Origin of the sequence: Vogesella indigofera, assembly GCF_003633895.1 — a bacterium.
Taxonomy (GTDB): Bacteria; Pseudomonadota; Gammaproteobacteria; order Burkholderiales; family Chromobacteriaceae; genus Vogesella; species Vogesella indigofera.
The window spans coordinates 219031-237945 of the sequence record NZ_RBID01000017.1 but is presented as its reverse complement, the minus strand read 5'-3'; the positions used below and the strand labels follow the sequence as shown (position 1 = coordinate 237945).

14 protein-coding genes are annotated in these 18915 nt (G+C 65.2%); 4 read left to right on the top strand and 10 right to left on the bottom strand.

Going from position 1 to position 18915, the window contains the following annotated elements:
* Positions 1 to 56: 56 nt before the first annotated feature.
* Positions 57 to 1238, bottom strand: coding sequence for a DesA family fatty acid desaturase (locus C8E02_RS14350; RefSeq protein ID WP_120811786.1), 1182 nt, complete (start codon positions 1236 to 1238; stop codon positions 57 to 59).
* A 158-nt stretch (positions 1239 to 1396) separates the two neighbouring features.
* On the opposite strand from C8E02_RS14350, the gene C8E02_RS14345 reads away from it, so the two are divergent.
* Positions 1397 to 2980, top strand: coding sequence for a YdgA family protein (locus tag C8E02_RS14345; RefSeq protein ID WP_047967049.1), 1584 nt, complete (start codon positions 1397 to 1399; stop codon positions 2978 to 2980).
* Between the two features lie 158 nt (positions 2981 to 3138).
* Positions 3139 to 4176, top strand: a complete 1038-nt coding sequence (locus tag C8E02_RS14340; protein WP_120811783.1) for an oxidoreductase — start codon at positions 3139 to 3141, stop codon at positions 4174 to 4176.
* Positions 4177 to 4252: 76 nt separating this feature from the next.
* Here C8E02_RS14340 and C8E02_RS14335 read toward each other — a convergent pair whose 3' ends face one another.
* Together C8E02_RS14335 and C8E02_RS14330 are read right to left on the bottom strand one after the other, a co-directional pair.
* Positions 4253 to 4990, bottom strand: coding sequence for a response regulator transcription factor (locus tag C8E02_RS14335; protein WP_120811781.1), 738 nt, complete (start codon positions 4988 to 4990; stop codon positions 4253 to 4255).
* Positions 4972 to 7011: a PAS-domain containing protein gene (locus C8E02_RS14330; protein ID WP_120811778.1), complete on the bottom strand. Its 2040-nt coding sequence runs from the start codon at positions 7009 to 7011 to the stop codon at positions 4972 to 4974. Before C8E02_RS14330 ends, C8E02_RS14335 begins: the two co-directional genes overlap by 19 nt.
* Positions 7012 to 7226: 215 nt before the next feature.
* Between C8E02_RS14330 and C8E02_RS14325 the strand changes: the two genes are divergently transcribed.
* The gene (locus tag C8E02_RS14325; RefSeq protein WP_120811777.1) at positions 7227 to 8873 is read left to right on the top strand and encodes an acyl-CoA synthetase; all 1647 of its coding nucleotides are present in this window, start codon (positions 7227 to 7229) and stop codon (positions 8871 to 8873) included.
* 201 nt (positions 8874 to 9074) lie between these two features.
* Here the strand turns inward: C8E02_RS14325 and alkB are convergent, their stop codons facing one another.
* Positions 9075 to 9722, bottom strand: coding sequence for a DNA oxidative demethylase AlkB (alkB, locus tag C8E02_RS14320; RefSeq protein ID WP_120811774.1), 648 nt, complete (start codon positions 9720 to 9722; stop codon positions 9075 to 9077).
* 55 nt (positions 9723 to 9777) lie between these two features.
* On the bottom strand, positions 9778 to 10857 hold the full coding sequence (gene ada, locus C8E02_RS14315; RefSeq protein WP_120811925.1) for a bifunctional DNA-binding transcriptional regulator/O6-methylguanine-DNA methyltransferase Ada: 1080 nt from the start codon (positions 10855 to 10857) through the stop codon (positions 9778 to 9780).
* Between the two features lie 203 nt (positions 10858 to 11060).
* On the opposite strand from ada, the gene C8E02_RS14310 reads away from it, so the two are divergent.
* Positions 11061 to 11744 carry a DNA-3-methyladenine glycosylase family protein gene (locus C8E02_RS14310; RefSeq protein ID WP_120811772.1) on the top strand — a complete coding sequence of 228 codons (684 nt, stop codon included), beginning with the start codon at positions 11061 to 11063 and terminating at the stop codon, positions 11742 to 11744.
* Positions 11745 to 11836: 92 nt separating this feature from the next.
* On the opposite strand, the gene pnp is transcribed toward C8E02_RS14310, so the two are convergent.
* The 5 genes from pnp to infB all read right to left on the bottom strand — a co-directional run bounded on the left by pnp (position 11837) and on the right by infB (position 18911).
* A complete protein-coding gene (pnp, locus tag C8E02_RS14305) occupies positions 11837 to 13984 on the bottom strand; it encodes a polyribonucleotide nucleotidyltransferase (protein WP_120811769.1) in 2148 nt (715 codons plus the stop codon).
* 164 nt (positions 13985 to 14148) lie between these two features.
* Positions 14149 to 14418: a 30S ribosomal protein S15 gene (gene rpsO, locus C8E02_RS14300; RefSeq protein ID WP_047967077.1), complete on the bottom strand. Its 270-nt coding sequence runs from the start codon at positions 14416 to 14418 to the stop codon at positions 14149 to 14151.
* Positions 14419 to 14490: 72 nt separating this feature from the next.
* Positions 14491 to 15417 (bottom strand): tRNA pseudouridine(55) synthase TruB, encoded by a 927-nt coding sequence (gene truB / locus C8E02_RS14295; protein WP_120811766.1) that lies wholly within the window; start codon positions 15415 to 15417, stop codon positions 14491 to 14493.
* Positions 15414 to 15881: a 30S ribosome-binding factor RbfA gene (gene rbfA, locus C8E02_RS14290; protein WP_245961165.1), complete on the bottom strand. Its 468-nt coding sequence runs from the start codon at positions 15879 to 15881 to the stop codon at positions 15414 to 15416. Before rbfA ends, truB begins: the two co-directional genes overlap by 4 nt.
* An 81-nt stretch (positions 15882 to 15962) precedes the next feature.
* Complete coding sequence (gene infB, locus C8E02_RS14285; RefSeq protein ID WP_120811763.1) at positions 15963 to 18911, bottom strand: translation initiation factor IF-2; 2949 nt, start codon at positions 18909 to 18911, stop codon at positions 15963 to 15965.
* Positions 18912 to 18915 lie beyond the last annotated feature (4 nt).

Below are 18915 nucleotides of genomic sequence, written 5' to 3'. Positions count from 1 at the left end.
CACCAAACAAAACGCCGGAGACTCGCTCCGGCGCTGGATTCAGACAACAGCGGTGATCAGGCCACCGAGGCGCGGCGCAGGCTCTGCGAGAAACGCTGCAGCGATTCGATACCGCTGGCTTCGGCGCGGGCGCACCAGTCCTGCAGTTCCTTCAGCAGCTCGTCACGGGTCAGCGACGAACGCTCCCACAGGCGCGACAGTTCCTGGCGCATCGAGTACACGGTGTGCAGCACCTGGCTCTTTTCCAGTACCACCGCCAGCTGTTCGCGTTCTTGCGCCGGGGTGTCCTTGGCGTCCTGCTTCAGCCAGACCTTCATCTTGCGCACCAGCTGCGGCGCCTTCAGCTCCGGCAGGTGCAGCTTTTCCACCTCGACGCGGTACACGTCCTTCAGCTCGCGGGCATAGCGCGCCGCCACCGCGTAGCGGTTGGCGATGATTGCCTGCAGGTGCTCCAGATCCAGCTGCTGGGTACGCTGCTCTTCCACCAGCCGCGGCGCCACCTTGCGCACCTTCGCGAGGCCGGCGATCTCCAGCATGCGGATGTACATCCAGCCGATATCGAACTCGAACCACTTGTACGACAGCTTGGCCGAGGTACCGAAGGTGTGATGGTTGTTGTGCAGCTCTTCACCACCGATCAGGATGCCCCACGGCAGCACGTTGGTGGAGGCGTCTTCGTTCTCGAAGTTGCGATAGCCCCAGAAGTGGCCGATACCGTTGATCACGCCGGCGGCGAAGAACGGAATCCATGCCATCTGCACCGCCCAGATCGACAGGCCGGCGGCACCGAACAGCAGCACGTCGATGGCCAGCATCAGCAGGATGCCCTTGCCGGTGTGCTTGGTGTACAGATTGTGTTCCAGCCAGTCGTCAGGCGTGCCGTGGCCGAATTTTTCCATGATGCTGCGGTCCTTGCAGGCAGCGCGGTACAGTTCGGCGCCTTCCCACATGACTTTCTTGATGCCCAGCACTTGCGGGCTGTGCGGATCTTCCGCCGTTTCGCAGCGCGCATGGTGCTTGCGGTGAATCGCCGCCCATTCCTTGGTGACCTGGCCGGTCGTCAGCCACAGCCAGAAACGGAAAAAGTGGCTAGGAATCGGGTGCAGATCCAGTGCGCGGTGCGCTTGATGACGATGCAGGAAGATGGTCACCGACGCGATGGTGATGTGGGTCAGGACCAATGCCACCACGATATAACCCCACCAGGGCAGGTCGATCAGACCGTTAAGCCATTCCATTCGTAGTCAAACCTCTTGGTTTTAATAGAGATAACGCGGCATTTTACACAATTCGCCGGCGTAAACGGCAAAAGAATCGACAGTCGCCAGCGTACCGATTCGTCACACCGGCGCGGCTATTGTAAGATACGCAGTCATTTCGTCACTCAGGCCGGATCGTGAACGTCAACAAGCACGCTATCAAACTCACCGCCGCCGCTGTCGCCGGCACTTTTGCTTTCTATGGCGCTTTTTCCTACTGGGCCGGCATCAAGGCCGAGGAGACGCTGGCAGAGCAACACCAGATGATTGCGGCGATGTCGGTGTTCAAGGTCAAGTCGCACCAGTATCAGCGCGGCTGGTTCTCGTCGCAGGAAACCACCGAGCTGGAGTTCAACCAGGAACTGCTCGGCCCCTACATCGGCCTGCTGCCGGAAAACGTGCGCCCGCTGTTCCAGGGCACCATCCGCTACCACCACGACGTGGCGCACGGCCCGCTGCCGGGCCTGCTCAGCGGCCACTTCAGCCCCGGCCGTGCCCGTGTCGAGACCACCTTCGACATGAGCGAGGGCACGCGCAAGACGCTGCAGCGCTTCTTTGGCGACGCCGAGCCGATCACCGTGGTCAACCGCCTCGGCCTTGCCGGCGGTGGCGAACTGAGCGTGGCGGTGCCGCAATTCGACTACGAGGAGACCCTCGCCGGCGTGAAGATGACCTGGCGCGGTTTCGACCTGCGCCTGAACTACGCCGACGGCTACAAGGAATACCAGGCCGAATCGGTATCGCCCGGTTTCGTACTGGAAGCCGGCCCCAAGGGCCGCTTCAGCTTCGACAACATCCGCTACCTGTCCGACGTGCGCCCCGGCAACACCGGCGTCAAGCTCGGCACCGGCGAGCTGTCGGTGGCCAATGTCAGCCTGAAGTGGAACGAGAGCATTCCGTACAGCATCAAGCTCAACGAGCTGATCCACCTGGTCAGCCGTGTGCGCGTCGGCGAGTTCATCAACCCGAGCGGCGAATTCCGCCCGTCGAATGTCGAGCTGAAAAACCTGAAGTACCAGATCGTCACCAGCGAGCAGGAAGAATTCATCAATACCCGCGGCAAGCTGGATTTCGACACCTTCAGCTACAACGACAGCGTGTACGGGCCGCTGAAGCTGGACATCTCCGCCAACCACCTGCACGGCCCGACGCTGGTGAAGCTGGACCAGGCCTTCACCCGCATCCCGTTCGAGGAAAAGGACCCGACGCAGCTGCGCAAGCGCTACATCGAGGCGATCACCAAGCAGGGCCTGCCGCTGCTGATCAACGATCCGAAGATCATGATCAACACCTTCTCGCTGCGCATGCCGACCGGCGAGGCCAAGCTTGACGGCCAGATCGCGCTGCAGGGGCTGCAAGAAAGCGACCTGAAGACGCCGCTGGAATTCATCAAGCGCTTCATCGCGCTGCTCAACATCGAGCTGCCGCGCCAGACGCTGGAAAACATGGTGGTGGCGCAGGCGCGCAACCTGTTCACCGTCGACGCCAGCGCCGAAGAGCAACCGGATCTCGGCGAAATCGACAACTTGGCCAAGAGCCTGCTCGACGCCCAGCTCAGCGAATGGGAAAGCCAGAAGCTGATCTCGCAGCAGAATGGCCAGCTGGCCACCAAGATCGACTTCAAGAACGGCACGCTACTGGTCAACAGCACCCGTGTTGCCCTGCCGTGGGAGGAAGCCGCCGAGGAAGACGCACCGCCGGCCGCCTCGGCCGCCCAGTAAGGCCAGCGGCCCCGTGTCACCACGACACGGGGCCTTTTTCTTGCCCCCGTCCCGTCCCCTCATGCCAGGCCATTAAAGCGCCACCGGCCACGCAATGAATCCAGCCGCCCGCCACGCTTGGACTAGGCTGAAAGCAGAGACCCACCGGAAGACCCACCATGAGCATGCCCCTGAACGTCGCCCTGATCGGCTATGGCTACGCCGGTCGTACCATCCACGCCCCGCTGCTGCACGCCTGCCCGCAGCTGTGCCTGCACACCATCGTCAGCAGCAAGGGTGAACAGCTGCTGCACGAGCACCCCGGCAGCCGCGTACTCAGTGACGTGGCGCTGGTGCTGGCCGATCCGGACATCGACCTGGTGGTGATCGCCAGCCCCAACGACAGCCACTTCCCGTTGGCCGCGGCGGCACTGGCCGCCGGCAAGCACGTGGTGGTCGACAAGCCGTTCACGCTGACCGCGGCCGAGGCGCAGGAGCTGCAGGTGATGGCCGGCGTGCACCGCTGCCTGTTGTCGGCGTTTCACAACCGGCGCTGGGATGCCGACTTCCTCACCGTGCACCAGCTGCTGCAGGACGGCACGCTGGGCGACATCGCGCTGTTCGAGTCGCGCTTCGAGCGCTACCGGCCGCAGGTGCAGGCGCGCTGGCGCGAATCCGCCGGCGGCGGCGGCGGGCTGTGGTTCGACCTCGGCCCGCACCTGCTGGACCAGACACTGCAACTGTTCGGCCGGCCGCGCACCATCCACGCCGACTTCGCCGCGCAGCGCTGCGGTGCCGTCGCCACCGACTACTTCCACGTGCAGCTGCACTACGGCCGGCTGCGGGTGCGGCTGTCGGCCAGCAGCCTGATCAGCGGCGGCGTACCGCGCTTCGCGGTGCACGGCACGCTGGGCAGCTACGTGAAATACGGGCTGGACACCCAGGAAGCGGCGCTGAAACGCGGCGAGGCGCCGGGCTGCGCCGGCTGGGGCGAGGACACGCTGCACGGCCTGCACTACTGGCAGCAGGATGGCGAGGAGCACGGCGACGTGGTGCCCACCCTGAACGGCGACTACCGCCACTACTACAGTGCGGTGGCGGCAGCAATCCGCGGCGAAGGCGCCAACCCGGTGCCGGCGGACGACGCGATTGCGGTGATGCAGCTGATCGAGCTGGGGCTGGACAGCGCCCGCAGCGGCTGCGAACTGCCGGTGTAAGGGCAAATGTCAAAACGCTGCGGCCAACCTTGAGCACAAGGTTGGCCGCAGCCTTGTTCCGCAACGCGCGAACGCGCTATTCCCACACCACGCTGCTGACGAACAGGTAGCCGGCGCCGTACACGGTCTTGATCAGGCGCGGATTGTAGGAGTCGTCTTCCAGCTTGCGCCGCAGCCGCGAGATGCGCACGTCGATGCTGCGGTCGAACGGCGAGATGTCGTGCTGCCCCAGTAGCTGCTCGCGCGGCAGCACGCGGTTGGGCCGCTCCAGGAAGCGCAGCAGCATCAGCCCCTCGCCGGCGCTGAGCGGGCGCTCGCCGCCGTCCGGCGCGTACAGCGACAGCCGCGCCACGTCGAAGCGCCAGCCGGAAAAATGCGCCACCCGTTGCCGCGCCGCATCGCCGATCTCGCCCGGCGCCTCGCAGCGGCGCAGGATGCTGCGCACCCGCGCCACCAGCTCGCGCGGTTCGAACGGTTTCATGATGTAGTCGTCGGCGCCGCTTTCCAGCCCCATCACCCGGTCGCCGACATGGCCGCGGCCGGTGAGGATGATCACGCCGCAGCGATGGCGCTCGCGGATCTGTCGCACCAGCGCCATGCCGTCCATGTCCGGCAGGCCGAGGTCGACGATGCACAGGTCCGGCGCCTGCTGCCGCAGCCGTTGCAGGAAGGCGTGGCCGGCGCGGAAGGTTTCGTGACGGAACTGGTACTCCGCCAGCACGCCGCTGATCAGCCGCGCCACGGCCAGATCGTCTTCCACCACGTAGATCAGTTTTTCGGCCGGCACCGCCGCCGTCAGTTCGTTCTGGGACACAGCATCACCTCGTCGAGCATCCGGGCCAGCTGGGCCTCGGTAAAGGGTTTGGCCAGCAGCGGAATGTCGCGGGTGCTGTCGTCCTCCGCTTCCGGCGGCGCGGCGTAGCCGCTCATCAGCAGGATGCGGATCGCCGGCCGTTGCTGCCGCGCCAGCGCCGCCAGCTGGCGGCCGCCGAGCTGCCCCGGCATCACGATGTCGCTCAGCAGCAGGCCGATATCGGCGATGCTGGCCAGCAGCGTCGCCGCCTCATCGCCGTTTTCCGCCTCCACCACCGGGTAGCCGAGCGCACTCAGCTGCCGCTGCACCACGCGCCGCACTTCCGGATCATCCTCCACCAACAGCACCAGCGGCCGCTCACGGCCACCGGCCTTGCCACTGAAATCGAGCAGGCCGTGCGGCTGCGCCGTCGGCGTGGTGCGCGGCAGGCGCAGGCTGAACACGCTGCCGCGCCCCAGCTGACTGCTGACGCTGACCTGGCCGCCGGACTGACGCGCAAAGCCGTACACCATCGCGAGCCCGAGGCCGCTGCCGCTGCCGAACTGCTTGGTGGTGAAGAACGGCTCGAACACGCGCAGCTGCAGCGCCGGCGCCATGCCGCAGCCATTGTCCGTCACGTCGATGCGGATATAGTCGCCGGCGGCCAGCTGCCACTCGGCAGCGGCACGCGCATCCAGCGTCTCGACGTTGGCCGCAATCTGCAGCCTGCCGCCGTCCGGCATCGCGTCGCGCGCGTTCAGCACCAGGTTGAGGATGGCGCTTTCCAGCTGGTTCGCGTCGGCCATCACGTAGTCGAGCTCCGCCGCCAGCTGGCAATCCAGCACGATGTTTTCCGGCAGCGAGCGCTGCAGCAGCTGCATCATGCCGCGGATCAGCTCGCCGATGCGTACCGGCTGCGCCAGCAGCGGCTGCTGGCGGGCAAAACCCAGCAGCCGCCGCACCAGCTCCACGCCGCGCCCGGCGGCGTGGAGCGCCGGATCGAGATAGTCCAGCAACGCCGGCTGCTGCTGCAGATGGCGGCGCAATTCGCCGAGATTGCCCAGCACCACGGTCAGCATGTTGTTGAAGTCGTGCGCCATGCCGCCGGACAGCTGGCCGATGGCTTCCATCTTCTGCGCCTGCACCAGCGCCGCCTGGGTCTGTTTCTGCTCGGTGATGTCGAAGGACAGCACGAAGCAGCCCAGCACCTCGCCGTCGGCGGCGATCTCCGGCACCAGCGTGCTGCGCGCGAAGATGGTGCTGCCGTCGTCCTTTTCCATCGAGTATTCGTAGCTGAGCTGCTTGCCGGTCAGCGCCGCTTCGACGTAGCGCTGCACCGCGGCGTAGAACTTGCTGCCCAGCGCCTGCGAGATGTGGCGCCCGCTCATCTGCGCGCTGTCGCGGCCGAACCAGTCGGCGTAGCCCTTGTTGGCGTAACGGTAGATCTGGCCGTGGTCGAAATAGGCGATCAGCGCCGGGATGGTGTCGGTGATCAGCCGCAGCCGCTGTTCGCTGCGCTGCAAGTCGGCACCGAGCTGCACGTTGGCCGCCTGCGCGGCACGCAGCTGGTGCCGCGCCTGCTCCAGCTCGGCGGTGCGCTGCCCGACGTGACCTTCCAGATCCTGCTTCTGCTGCTGCAGCAGCCGCGCGTAGGCCTGCTGTTCGGTCTGGTCGGTGTACAGCGCGATGAATCCGCCCTGTGGCAACGGCTCGCCGCGCACGCGCAGCACCGAGCCGTCCGGACGCAGGCGCTCAAGGTCATGGCGCTCGAAGCGCTGCGCGCGCACCACCCGCTCCGCCACCTGCAACTCCGCATTGCCGGGGCCGTATTCGCCGCGGCAGGCGTTATAACGGATATAGGCTTCGAACGGCGTGCCCACCGCCGCCAGCTGCGGCGGGAAATCCAGCAGCGTCAGGAAGCGCTGGTTGCAGGCCACCAGCTTCAGCTCGGCATCGAACACGGTGACGCCCTGGTCCAGCAGGTCCAGCCCGGACAGCAGCATGGCGCCGGGCGCGGCCTCTGGCGGCGGGTGTTGCATCATCACGACGCTCCTTGGCCAGAAAACACTGGCATAGCGAGTAAAAACCCCATTTTAGAGCAGCGGCACCACAAAATGCCCTGTGGCAACGATTCGTTACATTTGACACAAAGTTGCGCAAGGTTTTGCCGCAACCATCGTCCAGATAACAGTTGGCGCCGCCCTGCCCCGAGCCGGGCCGGACGGCACGACACAAAGCAGCACCACAGGAGAGCCGGATGTCACAAGCACGCAAGCCCTACCAGACCGGTCTTTGCAAGACCGCCGCCAATTTCACCGCGCTGTCGCCGCTGGGTTTCATCGAGCGCGCCGCCAGCGTCTACCCCGAACACATCGCCGTGATCCACGGCAGCCTGCAGCGCAACTGGCGCGACACCTACACCCGCAGCCGACGTCTGGCCTCGGCGCTGCAACGCCACGGCGTCACCGCCGGCGACACCGTGGCGGTGATGCTGCCCAACATCCCGGCGATGGTGGAGTGCCACTTCGGCGTGCCGATGTCCGGTGCGGTACTGAACACCCTCAACACCCGGCTGGACCCGGAGGCGATTGCCTTCATGCTGCAGCACGGCGAGGCGCGGGTGCTGATCACCGACCGCGAGTTCAGCTTCACCATCGCGCCGGCGCTGGCGCTGCTGGAAACGCCGCCGCTGGTGATCGATGTCGACGACGCGGAATACGACGGCCCCGGCGAGCGCCTGGGGCAGATGGAGTACGAGGACTTTCTCGCCGGCGGCGACCCGGAGTTCGCCTGGCAGCTGCCGGCCGACGAATGGGACCCCATCGCGCTGAACTACACCTCCGGCACCACCGGCAACCCCAAGGGTGTGGTCTACCACCATCGCGGTGCCTACCTCAACGCCATCAGCAACATCGTCGACTGGGGCATGCCGCACCACGCCATCTACCTGTGGACGCTGCCGATGTTCCACTGCAACGGCTGGTGCTTCCCGTGGACGGTTGCGGCCAACGTTGGCACCAACGTCTGCCTGCGCCGTGTCGACCCGCGACTGATTTTCGAGCTGATCAAGCAGCACAAGGTCAGCCACTACTGCGGCGCGCCCATCGTGCACACCATGCTGATCAACGCGCCGGCCGAGTGCAAACAGGGCATCGACCACCCGGTCAGCTGCCTGGTGGCCGGCGCCGCGCCACCGTCGGCGGTGATCGAGGGCATGGAGAAGCTCGGCTTCAACATCACCCACGTCTACGGCCTCACCGAGACCTACGGTCCGGCCGCGGTCTGCGCCAAGCAGCCGGCGTGGCAGGCGCTGGACCTGTCCAGCCGCACCGAGCGCAACGGCCGCCAGGGCGTGCGCTACACCATGCAGCACGGCATGACGGTGCTGGATCCGGAGACGATGCAGGAAGTGCCACACGACGGCGAGACCATGGGCGAGATCATGTTCCGCGGCAACCTGGTGATGAAGGGCTACCTGAAGAACGAGGCGGCCACCGCCGAGGCGCTGGCCGGCGACTGGTTCCATACCGGCGACCTGGCGGTGATCCAGCCCGACGGCTACGTCAAGATCAAGGACCGCTCCAAGGACGTGATCATCTCCGGCGGCGAGAACATCTCGTCACTGGAAGTGGAAGACGTGCTGTGCCGCTTCCCGGACGTGATCGCGGCGGCGGTGGTGGCGCTGCCGGACCCGAAATGGGGCGAGGTGCCGTGCGCCTTCATCGAGCTGCGCGAAGGCGTCAGCGGCGACGAGGCGGCGGTGATCGAACATTGCCGCGCCCACCTCGCCCGCTTCAAGGTGCCCAAGCGCATCATCTTCGGCCCGATTGCGCGCACCTCCACCGGCAAGATCCAGAAATTCCTGCTGCGACAGCAGACGCGCGCCAACTCGGCCATCGAGTAAGCCGCAAGGTTGGCCGCAACGCTGCGGCCAACCTTGTCGCGCTTACCCGCACCGCCCGGCCGTGGCGGTGATGCCGGTCAGGCAATAAAAACCAACACCGCGCCCCAGCCTGTGGGGTGCGGCGTTGTTACCGCAACGGGTGCTGAACGGTAGCGGCAACGCCAGCCGCACGACCGGGCACGGCCGGGTCAAGGCCCGCCGCTAGCGCGCCTTGCGGAAGGTGAGATTGATGCGCTGCGCCCCCAGCAGCGGATGGCTGCCCGGCTGCAGCGGCAGCACGCCGTGGTAGCGCAGCCGCGCCGGCCCGCCCCACACCACCACGTCGCCGTGCGCCAGCGGCACCCGTTGCGCGCGTTCGCTGCGCTGCAGGCCGCCAAACAGGAACACCACCGGCAGGCCCAGCGACACCGACACGATGGGCTGGCTGAAATCGCGCTCGTCGCGGTCCTGATGCAGCGCCATGCGCGCACCCGGCTGGTAGCAGTTGATCAGGCAGGCATCCGGCGCAAAGCCGGCAAAACCGGCCGCCGCCGCCGCACTGGCGGCCAGTTGCAACCAGTCCGCCGGCAGCGGTGGCCACGACACGCCGCTGGCCGGGTCCTGCGCCGCGTAGCGGTAGCCGCGGCGATCGCTGACCCAGCCGTAGTCGCCGCAGCTGCTCATCGCCACCGACATCGGCTGGCCGCCGGGGGTGAGCATGTGGCGCAACGGCGCCTGCGCCAGCAGCGGCGGCAAGGCCTGCAGCAGCGCCGCCGCGTACGGCAGTGCAAAACCGCGCAGCACCAGCGCGCCGTCCCCGAGCGACTCCTGCCACTGTGGCGGCTGATCGGCAAACAGGTCGATGGTCATCGCCCGCGCCCTGGTTTGAACGCAGCGGCCATCGCCGCGCCACAAGCGCCCGCGCTCACGGCTTGGCCTCGCGCGCCAGCAGCGCCTGCTTGCGCGCCACGCCCCAGCGGTAGCCGGACAGGCTGCCGTCGGTGCGCACCACGCGATGGCAGGGAATCGCCACCGCCAGCACGTTGGCCGCACAGGCACCGGCCACCGCGCGCACTGCCTGCGGCGCGCCGATGCGCCGGGCGATGTCGCGATAACTGGCGGTCTCGCCGGGCGGAATCTCGCGCAATGCCTGCCACACCCGCTGCTGAAAGGCGGTGCCGCGCACGTCCAGCGGCAAGTCCAGCCCCAGCGCCGGCGCCTCGACAAAGCCGACCACCGTCGCCACCAGCTGCTCGAAGTCGGCGTCACCACCGATCAGCTCCGCGCGCGGGAAGCGGTCCTGCAGCTCGTGCAGCAGCGCCTCGGCGTCGTCGCCCAGCGAAATCGCGCACACGCCGCGCTCGCTCTGCGCCACCAGGATCGCGCCCAGCGTGCACTGGCCGATGGCGAAGCGGATCACCGTGCGCGCACCACCGGCGCGGTAGTCGCCGGGCGTCATGCCCAGCACCGCGTCGGCCTGCGCGTAGAAGCGGCTGTTGGCATTGAAACCGGCATCGAAGATCGCCGCCGTCACCGTGTCGTGCTGCTGCAGCTCGTTGCGCACGCGCTCGGCGCGGCGCGCGGCGGCGTAGGCCTTCGGTGTCAGCCCGGTGTGCTGCTTGAACAGGCGGTGGAAGTGATAGCGGCTGAGGCCGACCGCTGCGGCCAACGTTGCCAGGTCCGGCAGCGTGTCCGCGCTGTCGATCAGGCGGCAGGCGGCGGTGACCTTCTGCGCGTGCTGCTGCGCCAGCGGCGGCTGGTCCGGCTTGCAGCGTTGGCAGGGGCGGAAGCCGGCGCGTTCGGCATCGGCGCAGCTGGCGTGAAAACGCACATTCTCCGGCCGCGCCTGCCGCGCCGCACACGACGGCCGGCAGTAGACGCCGGTGCTCTGCACCGAGTAATAGAAGCGGCCGTCGGCGCGCGCATCGCGTGCCAGCACCGCCGCCCAGCGCGGATCGCCCTCCGTTGCCGCCGCCAGGGCGCGGCGTTTTGCTGTCGCGGTCATGGTCATGTCCTTTTGTACTCGTCAGCCACCGTATGAGCCTACTGTAGCCAACGCGGCGGCGCCCGGCACCCCGCCGCTTGCTGTCGAATTCGCCTATTTTGCGACAGTGACCGCCATTGCAACAGGCCGGCGCAAGAAACAGGATGCGGCCGCCACGGCGCAGGGTTAGCGTGCCCTGTCTGCCATCCGCCACCCTGCCGCCCATGTCTACCCTGCCGCATGACTCCTACCACGCCGCCAGCCGGCATCTGGCCGCCATCGACGCCGACTGGGCGCAGCTGGTGGCCGAGGTCGGCCACTGCCGGCTGCAGCCCAAGCCGGCGCGCGAGCCGTACGAGGCGCTGGTGCGCGCCGTCGCCTACCAGCAACTGCACGTGCGCGCCGGCGATGCCATGCTGGCGCGGCTGCTGGCCGGTCAGCCGCAGCCAGCGTTCCCGACGCCGGCACAACTGCTGGCGCTGGACACCGGGAAATTGCGTGGCTGCGGCTTTTCCGGACGCAAGGCCGCCACCATCCACGTCATCGCCGCCGCCACACTGGACGGCCGCGTGCCGTCGCGGCGGGAGGCGGCGCAGCTATCCGACGACGCGCTGATCGAAAGGCTGGTGACGCTGCCGGGCATCGGCCGCTGGACGGTGGAAATGCTGCTGCTCTACACCCTGGCACGGCCGGACATCCTGCCCGTCGATGACTTCGGCGTGCGCGAGGGCTACCGCTTCCTGAAAGCATTGCCGGCGCTGCCCGGCCGGCGCGAGCTGCAGGCCGCCACCGCCGCCTGCAGCCCCTACCGCAGCGTCGCGACCTGGTATCTGTGGCAGGTGCCGAGCCTCGCCGACTACCAGCCGCGGCCGGGCAAGCGCCGCTCGGCGGCGACCGGCACCAGCTGACACCTCAGCCAACCGTAAAGGTTGGCCGCAAATAAAAAACCGCCTGCCCGGCAAGCCGGACAGGCGGTTGATACTGGCGTCAGGGTACGGGCTTAGGCGCCGGTTTTCAGGCCGAAGGCAGCGTCGCCGCTGGCCGGAGCGGCAGCCGGATTGTCCAGCAGCGCCTTGATCGACAGACGCACGCGACCGCGGTCGTCCATCTCGATCGCTTTCACTTTCACGATCTGGCCTTCCTGCAGGTAGTCGGCCACGTTCTTGATGCGCTCGTGGGCGATCTGCGAAATGTGCACCAGACCATCCTTGCCCGGCATGATCGAAACGATGGCGCCGACGTTGTTGTCGAGGATCTTCACGACCGGACCTTCGTAGACCTTGCCCACTTCCACTTCGGCAGTGATCTCTTCGATGCGCTTCTTGGCCGCTTCCGCGCTCTCGGTCGAAACCGAAGCGATGGTGATGGTGCCGTCTTCGCCGATATTGATCTCGCAGCCGGTGTCCTTGGTGATGGCGCGGATGGTTTCGCCACCCTTGCCGATCACTTCACGGATTTTCTCCGGGTTGATCTTCATCACGTACAGGCGTGGCGCGTGGGTCGACAGCTCTTGCGGGCCTTCGATCGCTTCCTTCATGTGACCGAGGATGTGGATACGGCCTTCCTTGGCCTGCTCCAGCGCGATCTGCATGATGTCCTTGGTGATGCCCTGGATCTTGATGTCCATCTGCAGCGCGGTGATACCGGCAGCGGTACCGGCAACCTTGAAGTCCATGTCGCCGAGGTGGTCTTCGTCACCCAGGATATCGGTCAGCACCGCGAAGCGGTTGCCTTCCAGGATCAGGCCCATGGCGATACCGGCCACGTGCGCCTTCAGCGGCACACCGGCGGACAGCAGCGACAGGCAGCCGCCGCATACCGATGCCATCGACGAGGAGCCGTTGGATTCGGTGATTTCCGACACGATACGCATGGTGTAGCCGAAGTCGGCTTCCGATGGCAGCACCTGTGCCAGCGCGCGCTTGGCCAGACGGCCGTGACCGATTTCACGACGCTTCGGCGGGCCCATGCGGCCGGCTTCACCGGTGGAGTACGGCGGGAAGTTGTAGTGCAGCATGAAGCGGTCGGTGTATTCACCGGCCAGCGCGTCGATGATCTGCTCGTCACGCTTGGTGCCCAGCGTGGTGGTCACGATGGCCTGGGTTTCGCCACGGGTGAACAGCGCGGAGCCGTGTACGCGCGGCAGCACGCCGGTGCGGATGGCGATCGGACGCACGGTACGGGTGTCGCGACCGTCGATACGCGGTTCGCCGGCCAGGATCTGGCCACGCACGATTTCGGCTTCCAGCGACTTGAAGATGCCCTTGATCTCGTTGGCCAGCAGGGTGTCGGTGTCTTCGTTGATCAGTGCGCTCTTCACGGCGGACCAGGCGGCGCCCAGTGCTTCGGAACGGGCGCCCTTCTGGCGGATGCGGAAGGCGTTGGCGATCATTTCGCCGGAGATGTCACGGATCTTGCCGATCAGCTCGTCGTTCTGGGCCGGTGCGGTCCAGTCCCACATCACCGGGTTCACTTCGTCAGCGAATTCGTTGATGGCGTTGATCGCCGCTTGCAGCTGCTCGTGGCCGAATACCACGCCGCCGAGCATGATCGCTTCGGACAGTTCCTTGGCTTCGGATTCCACCATCAGTACCGCACGCTGGGTACCGGCAACGACCAGATCCATTTCCGAAGTCAGCAGCTCGGTGCTGGTCGGGTTCAGGATGTATTCGCCGTTGGCGTAGCCGACACGGGCGGCGCCGATCGGGCCGTTGAACGGCAGGCCGGAGATCGCCAGAGCGGCGGAAGCACCGATCATCGCCGGGATGTCGGAATCCACTTCCGGGTTCAGCGACATCACGGTGGCCACGATCTGTACGTCGTGGTAGAAGCCTTCCGGGAACAGCGGACGGATCGGACGGTCGATCAGGCGGCAGGTCAGGATTTCTTTTTCCGACTGCTTGCCTTCACGCTTGAAGAAGCCGCCCGGGATCTTGCCGGCAGCGTAGGTACGCTCCAGGTAATCCACGGTCAGCGGGAAGAAGTCCTGGCCCGGCTTGACGTTCTTGGAGCCGACAACCGATACCAGCACCACGGTATCTTCAACAGTAACGACAACGGCACCGGATGCCTGACGGGCAACTTCGCCGGTTTCCAGGGTCACGGTGTGGCGACCGTACTGGAACGATTTGGTAACTTTATTAAACACGTGAGGTTTCCTTTGATTTAAGGAATAGAACTTGCAACGGGAACCCCTAGCAATCAACACCGTAACCGATACCGATTCCTAGAGGCTCCCCCCGTTGACTCAATAAGATACTGCAGAAACGAAAAAGTCGCAGACAGGCTGCGACTTTTTCGAATTTAAACCGATTACTTACGCAGACCCAGACGAGCGATCAGAGCGCGGTAGCCAGCGACGTCAGTGCGCTTGAGGTAGTCAAGCAGACGACGACGGGAGCTAACCAGTTTCAGCAGGCCGCGACGGCTGTGATGATCCTTGGTGTTCGCTTTGAAGTGCGGGGTCAGATCGTTGATACGAGCGGTCAGCAGCGCTACCTGAACTTCGGTAGAACCGGTGTCGCCTTCCTGGCGCTGGTAGTCTTTAACGATCTGTGCTTTTTGAGCGGCGGTCATTGCCATAATAATAAACTCCGATATCGGTTTAGGGTGTTGCCACCCGACAAGTGTAGCGAGCCGAAACCCATCCACACTTCACAAGACGGTTGCCGGAGCAACCATTACCCGTACCGGTTGAAGCAAGCCATCTTCGCTTGCATCCGCCAGTCCGAGAAACTCCCGTGTCTGCGCTTGGTAAACACGAAAGCGCTGCATTGTCGCACAGTTTTGGGCACCGCGCACGGCCTGGCCGTGACAAAAACGGCGTGCGTCTTCTGCGGCCAACGTTTGTTCGGGGAAATGCAACACCAGGATATCGACCGGCAGCAGCAAGCCGTCGCGCGCCTCGCGCGGCAGTGCCTCGATGGCTTCCAACGTATGCGCGTCTTCCAGGCGGAAACCGCCGGTGGTGGTACGGCGCAGGCCGGTGAGGTGCGCGCCGCAACCGAGCCGCTCGCCCACATCCTGTGCCAGGGTACGGATATAGGTGCCCTTGCTGCACAGCACCTCGATCACCGCGGTATCGACACCGTCAAACGACAGCAGCTCGATGCGATGGATGCTGACCTCGCGCCCGGCACGCTCGATCTCGATGCCTTCGCGCGCATACTCGTACAGCGGCCGCCCCTGGAATTTCAGCGCCGAATACATCGGCGGCACCTGGGTAATCACGCCGCAGAATGCGGCCAACGTTTGCTCCAGCGCCGCGCGGTCAAACGTCACCGGCCGCTCGATGACCACCTCGCCCTCGATGTCACCGGTGGTGGTGACCTGGCCGAACTTGACGGTGGCACGGTAGCCCTTGTCGGCATCCAGCAGATAGGACGAAAACTTGGTCGCCTCGCCGAAGCACACCGGCAGCAGGCCGGTCGCCAGCGGATCGAGCACGCCGGTATGCCCGGCCTTGGCGGCGCTGTACAGCCAGCGCGCCTTTTGCAGGGCTCCGTTGGAGCTGACGTCGTAAGGCTTGTCCAGCAGCAGCACGCCGTTGATCGGCAATTTCACCCGACGTGGTGCACTCATGCCTTGTCGCCAGCCTCGTCATCCGCGTCGTCGATCGGCTCGTCGCCTTCGGCTTCGTCCGCCACCGGCTCATCCGCATCGCTGTCCGCGTCCTGGGCCACCGTCACCGCCGTGCCGTTGACCTCATCGATCAGGCGGCTCATGTACACGCCACGCTCGATGGAATCGTCATAGATGAAGTGCAGCTGCGGCGTAGTGAAAATCTGCAACACCTTGCCGATGCCGTTGCGCAGGTAACCGGCGGCACTCTCCAGCGCTTCCTGGGTGATCTCGCGCTTGCCCTCTTCCATCACCGTGTAAAACACCTTGGCGTGGGAGTAGTCGCGGGTCACTTCCACCGCGGTGATGGTGACCCAGCCGACGCGCGGGTCTTTCAGACCCTTGCGGATCAGTTCGGCCAGCTCGCGCTGGATTTGCTCGGCGATGCGATCCGAGCGGGAGAAACCTTTTTTGGCTTTTGCCATGTCTTGTGTCCTGTTCCAGAAAGACAAAGGCGAGCGCTGCCCAGCCAGTGGCCGGGACAACGCTCGCCTGCAGCTTAACACTTACAGAGTACGGGCGACTTCCACGATCTCGAACGCTTCCAGCTGATCGCCTTCCTGGATGTCGTTGAAGTTCTTCAGCATCAGGCCACACTCGTAACCCTGACGCACTTCCTTGACGTCGTCCTTGAAGCGCTTGAGCGAGTCGAGTTCGCCGGTATGCACCACCACGTTGTGACGGATGAGGCGCACGCTGGCCGAACGCTTGATGATGCCGTCGGTCACCATACAACCGGCGATGTTGCCCACCTTGGACACCGAAATCACCTGACGGATCTCGACGGTACCCAGGATCTGCTCCTTCTTCTCCGGTGCCAGCATGCCGGACATGGCAGCCTTCACGTCGTCTACCACATCGTAAATGATGTTGTAGTAGCGGATCTCGACGCCTTCGCTCTCCGCCAGCTTGCGCGCAGCGGCATCGGCACGGGCGTTGAAGCCGACCACGATGGCCTTGGACGCAATCGCCAGGTTGATGTCGGATTCGGAAATGCCGCCCACGCCGGAGTGCAGGATGTTGACGCGCACTTCGTCGGTCGACAGTTTCTGCAGGCTGTGTGCCAGCGCTTCGTAAGAACCCTGCACATCGGCCTTGATGATCAGCGACATGCTCTGCACTTCGCCTTCCGCCATCTGGGCAAACATGTTTTCCAGCTTGGCAGCCTGCTGCTTGGCCAGACGCACGTCACGGTACTTGCCGGCACGGAACAGCGCAATTTCACGCGCCTTGCGTTCGTCGGTCAGCACCATCGCGTCTTCACCAGCGGAAGGCACGTCGGACAGACCCAGGATTTCCACCGGAATCGATGGACCGGCTTCGTCGATCAGCTTGCCGTTTTCGTCGATCATGGCACGAACACGACCAAAGGCAGTGCCAGCCAGAATCACGTCGCCCTTCTTCAGGGTACCGGACTGAATCAGCAGCGTGGATACCGGGCCGCGACCCTTGTCCAGACGCGCTTCGACGATCACACCCTTGGCCGGCGCATTGACCGGCGAGGTCAGTTCCAGCACTTCGGCTTGCAGCAGGATGCTTTCCAGCAGCGAGTCGATGCCCTGACCGGTTTTTGCCGACACTTCGACAAACATGGTGTCACCACCCCAGTCTTCCGGCACCACTTCGTGGGCAACCAGTTCCTGACGCAGGCGCTCGACGTTGGCCTCAGGCTTGTCGATCTTGTTCACCGCCACCACGATCGGCACACCGGCCGCTTTGGCATGGTGAATCGCTTCAATGGTCTGCGGCATCACGCCGTCATCGGCAGCCACCACCAGAATCACGATGTCGGTGGCCTTGGCACCACGGGCACGCATTGCGGTAAACGCTTCGTGACCCGGGGTATCGAGGAAGGTCACCACGCCGCGCGGAGTTTCCACGTGGTAGGCACCGATGTGCTGGGTAATACCACCGGCTTCGCCGGAAGCAACCTTGGCGCGACGGATGTAGTCGAGCAAGGAGGTCTTACCGTGGTCAACGTGACCCATCACGGTCACCACCGGCGGACGCGGCAGCGCCTCGACGGCTTCCGCCACTTCATCCTTGTCCAGGTACGCTTCCGGATCGTCCGCCTGAGCGGCCTTGCCGACGTGACCCATTTCTTCCACGATGATCAGCGCGGTTTCCTGGTCCAGCACCTGGTTGATGGTCACCATCATGCCCATCTTCATCAGCACCTTGATCACTTCGGCAGCCTTCACCGCCATCTTGTGAGCGAGGTCACCAACGGTGATGGTCTCCGGCACCAGCACTTCGTGCACGATAGGCTCGGTTGGCGCCTGGAAGGCGTGGGCGTTGTTGCTGTTCTTGTGCTTTCCACCCTTGCGGCTCTTCCAGTCATTGCTGGCATCGCCACCGCGGGTTTTCAGACCTTTGCCTTTTTTGCCGTCATTCCAGTCACGACCACCGGCACCACCTTTTTTCGCCGGACCGCGACGGGCATCACCGGCTGGCGCCGGAGCGGCGGCAGGTGCGCCAGGCGCAGCCGGACGCGACGGAGCGGCACCGGGTGCCGGACGGGCACCCGCACCGGCAGGACGGCCTGCACCACCCTGACCCGGACGCTGACCACCGGCACCTGCAGGACGCTGACCGCCTTGCGGACGGGCACCGTCGGGACGCGGCGCGGCGCCGTCACGGCTACCAGCAGCAGGCTGCATGCGCGGCTGGGTTGGCTTGGCCGAACGTGGCATGTCTTCAGTACGCGCGGCAGGCTTGGCTTCCACCGGTGCCGGCTTGGCGACCGGCGCCGGCGCTGCGGCTTCCAGACGGGCGGCGGTACGGCGGGCTTCACGCTCCTGCTTTTCACGCATCAGCGCTTGCTGACGGGCACGGAATTCGGCCTGACGAGCTTCTTCCGCTGCGCGGGAGGCCAGTTCGGCGTCAGACAGGATCGATGCCGGACGGCTGAGCGTCGGCTGTTTCACTGGCGCTGCCGGAGTTTCCGCAGCGGCAGGCTTGGCCTCCACCTTGGCCTCCACCTTGGCTTCCGGTGCTTTTTCGGCAGGCTTTTCCACTTTGGCAGCAACCGGCTTGGCTTCTACCGGCTTCGCCGCTTCCACTTTGGCTGGCTCGGCAACCACGACTGGCTCGGGCTTGGCTTCCACCACTGGTGCGGCAACCGCTACCGGCGCCGCTTCCACTGGCGCAGCAACCGCCTTCGGTGCCTCGTCTTCCGGACGCACGAACACGCGCTTCTTGCGGGTTTCCACCTTCACCGTGCTACCCGTCGCGCTCTGCACTTCGGAAGTCTGTTTGCGGGTCAAGGTCACCTGGTTACCGTCGCGCGCACCGTGCGAGGTTTTCAGAAAGTCCAGCAAACGCTTCTTGTCACCCTCGGTCAGGGTTTCTTCCAGGCCGCGCTTGGCGACACCGGCCTTGTTCAACTGCTCAACGAGCCTTTCAGGAGAAAGGCCAAGCTCACTGGCAAACTGCTTAATATTTGTCAAAACCATGCGT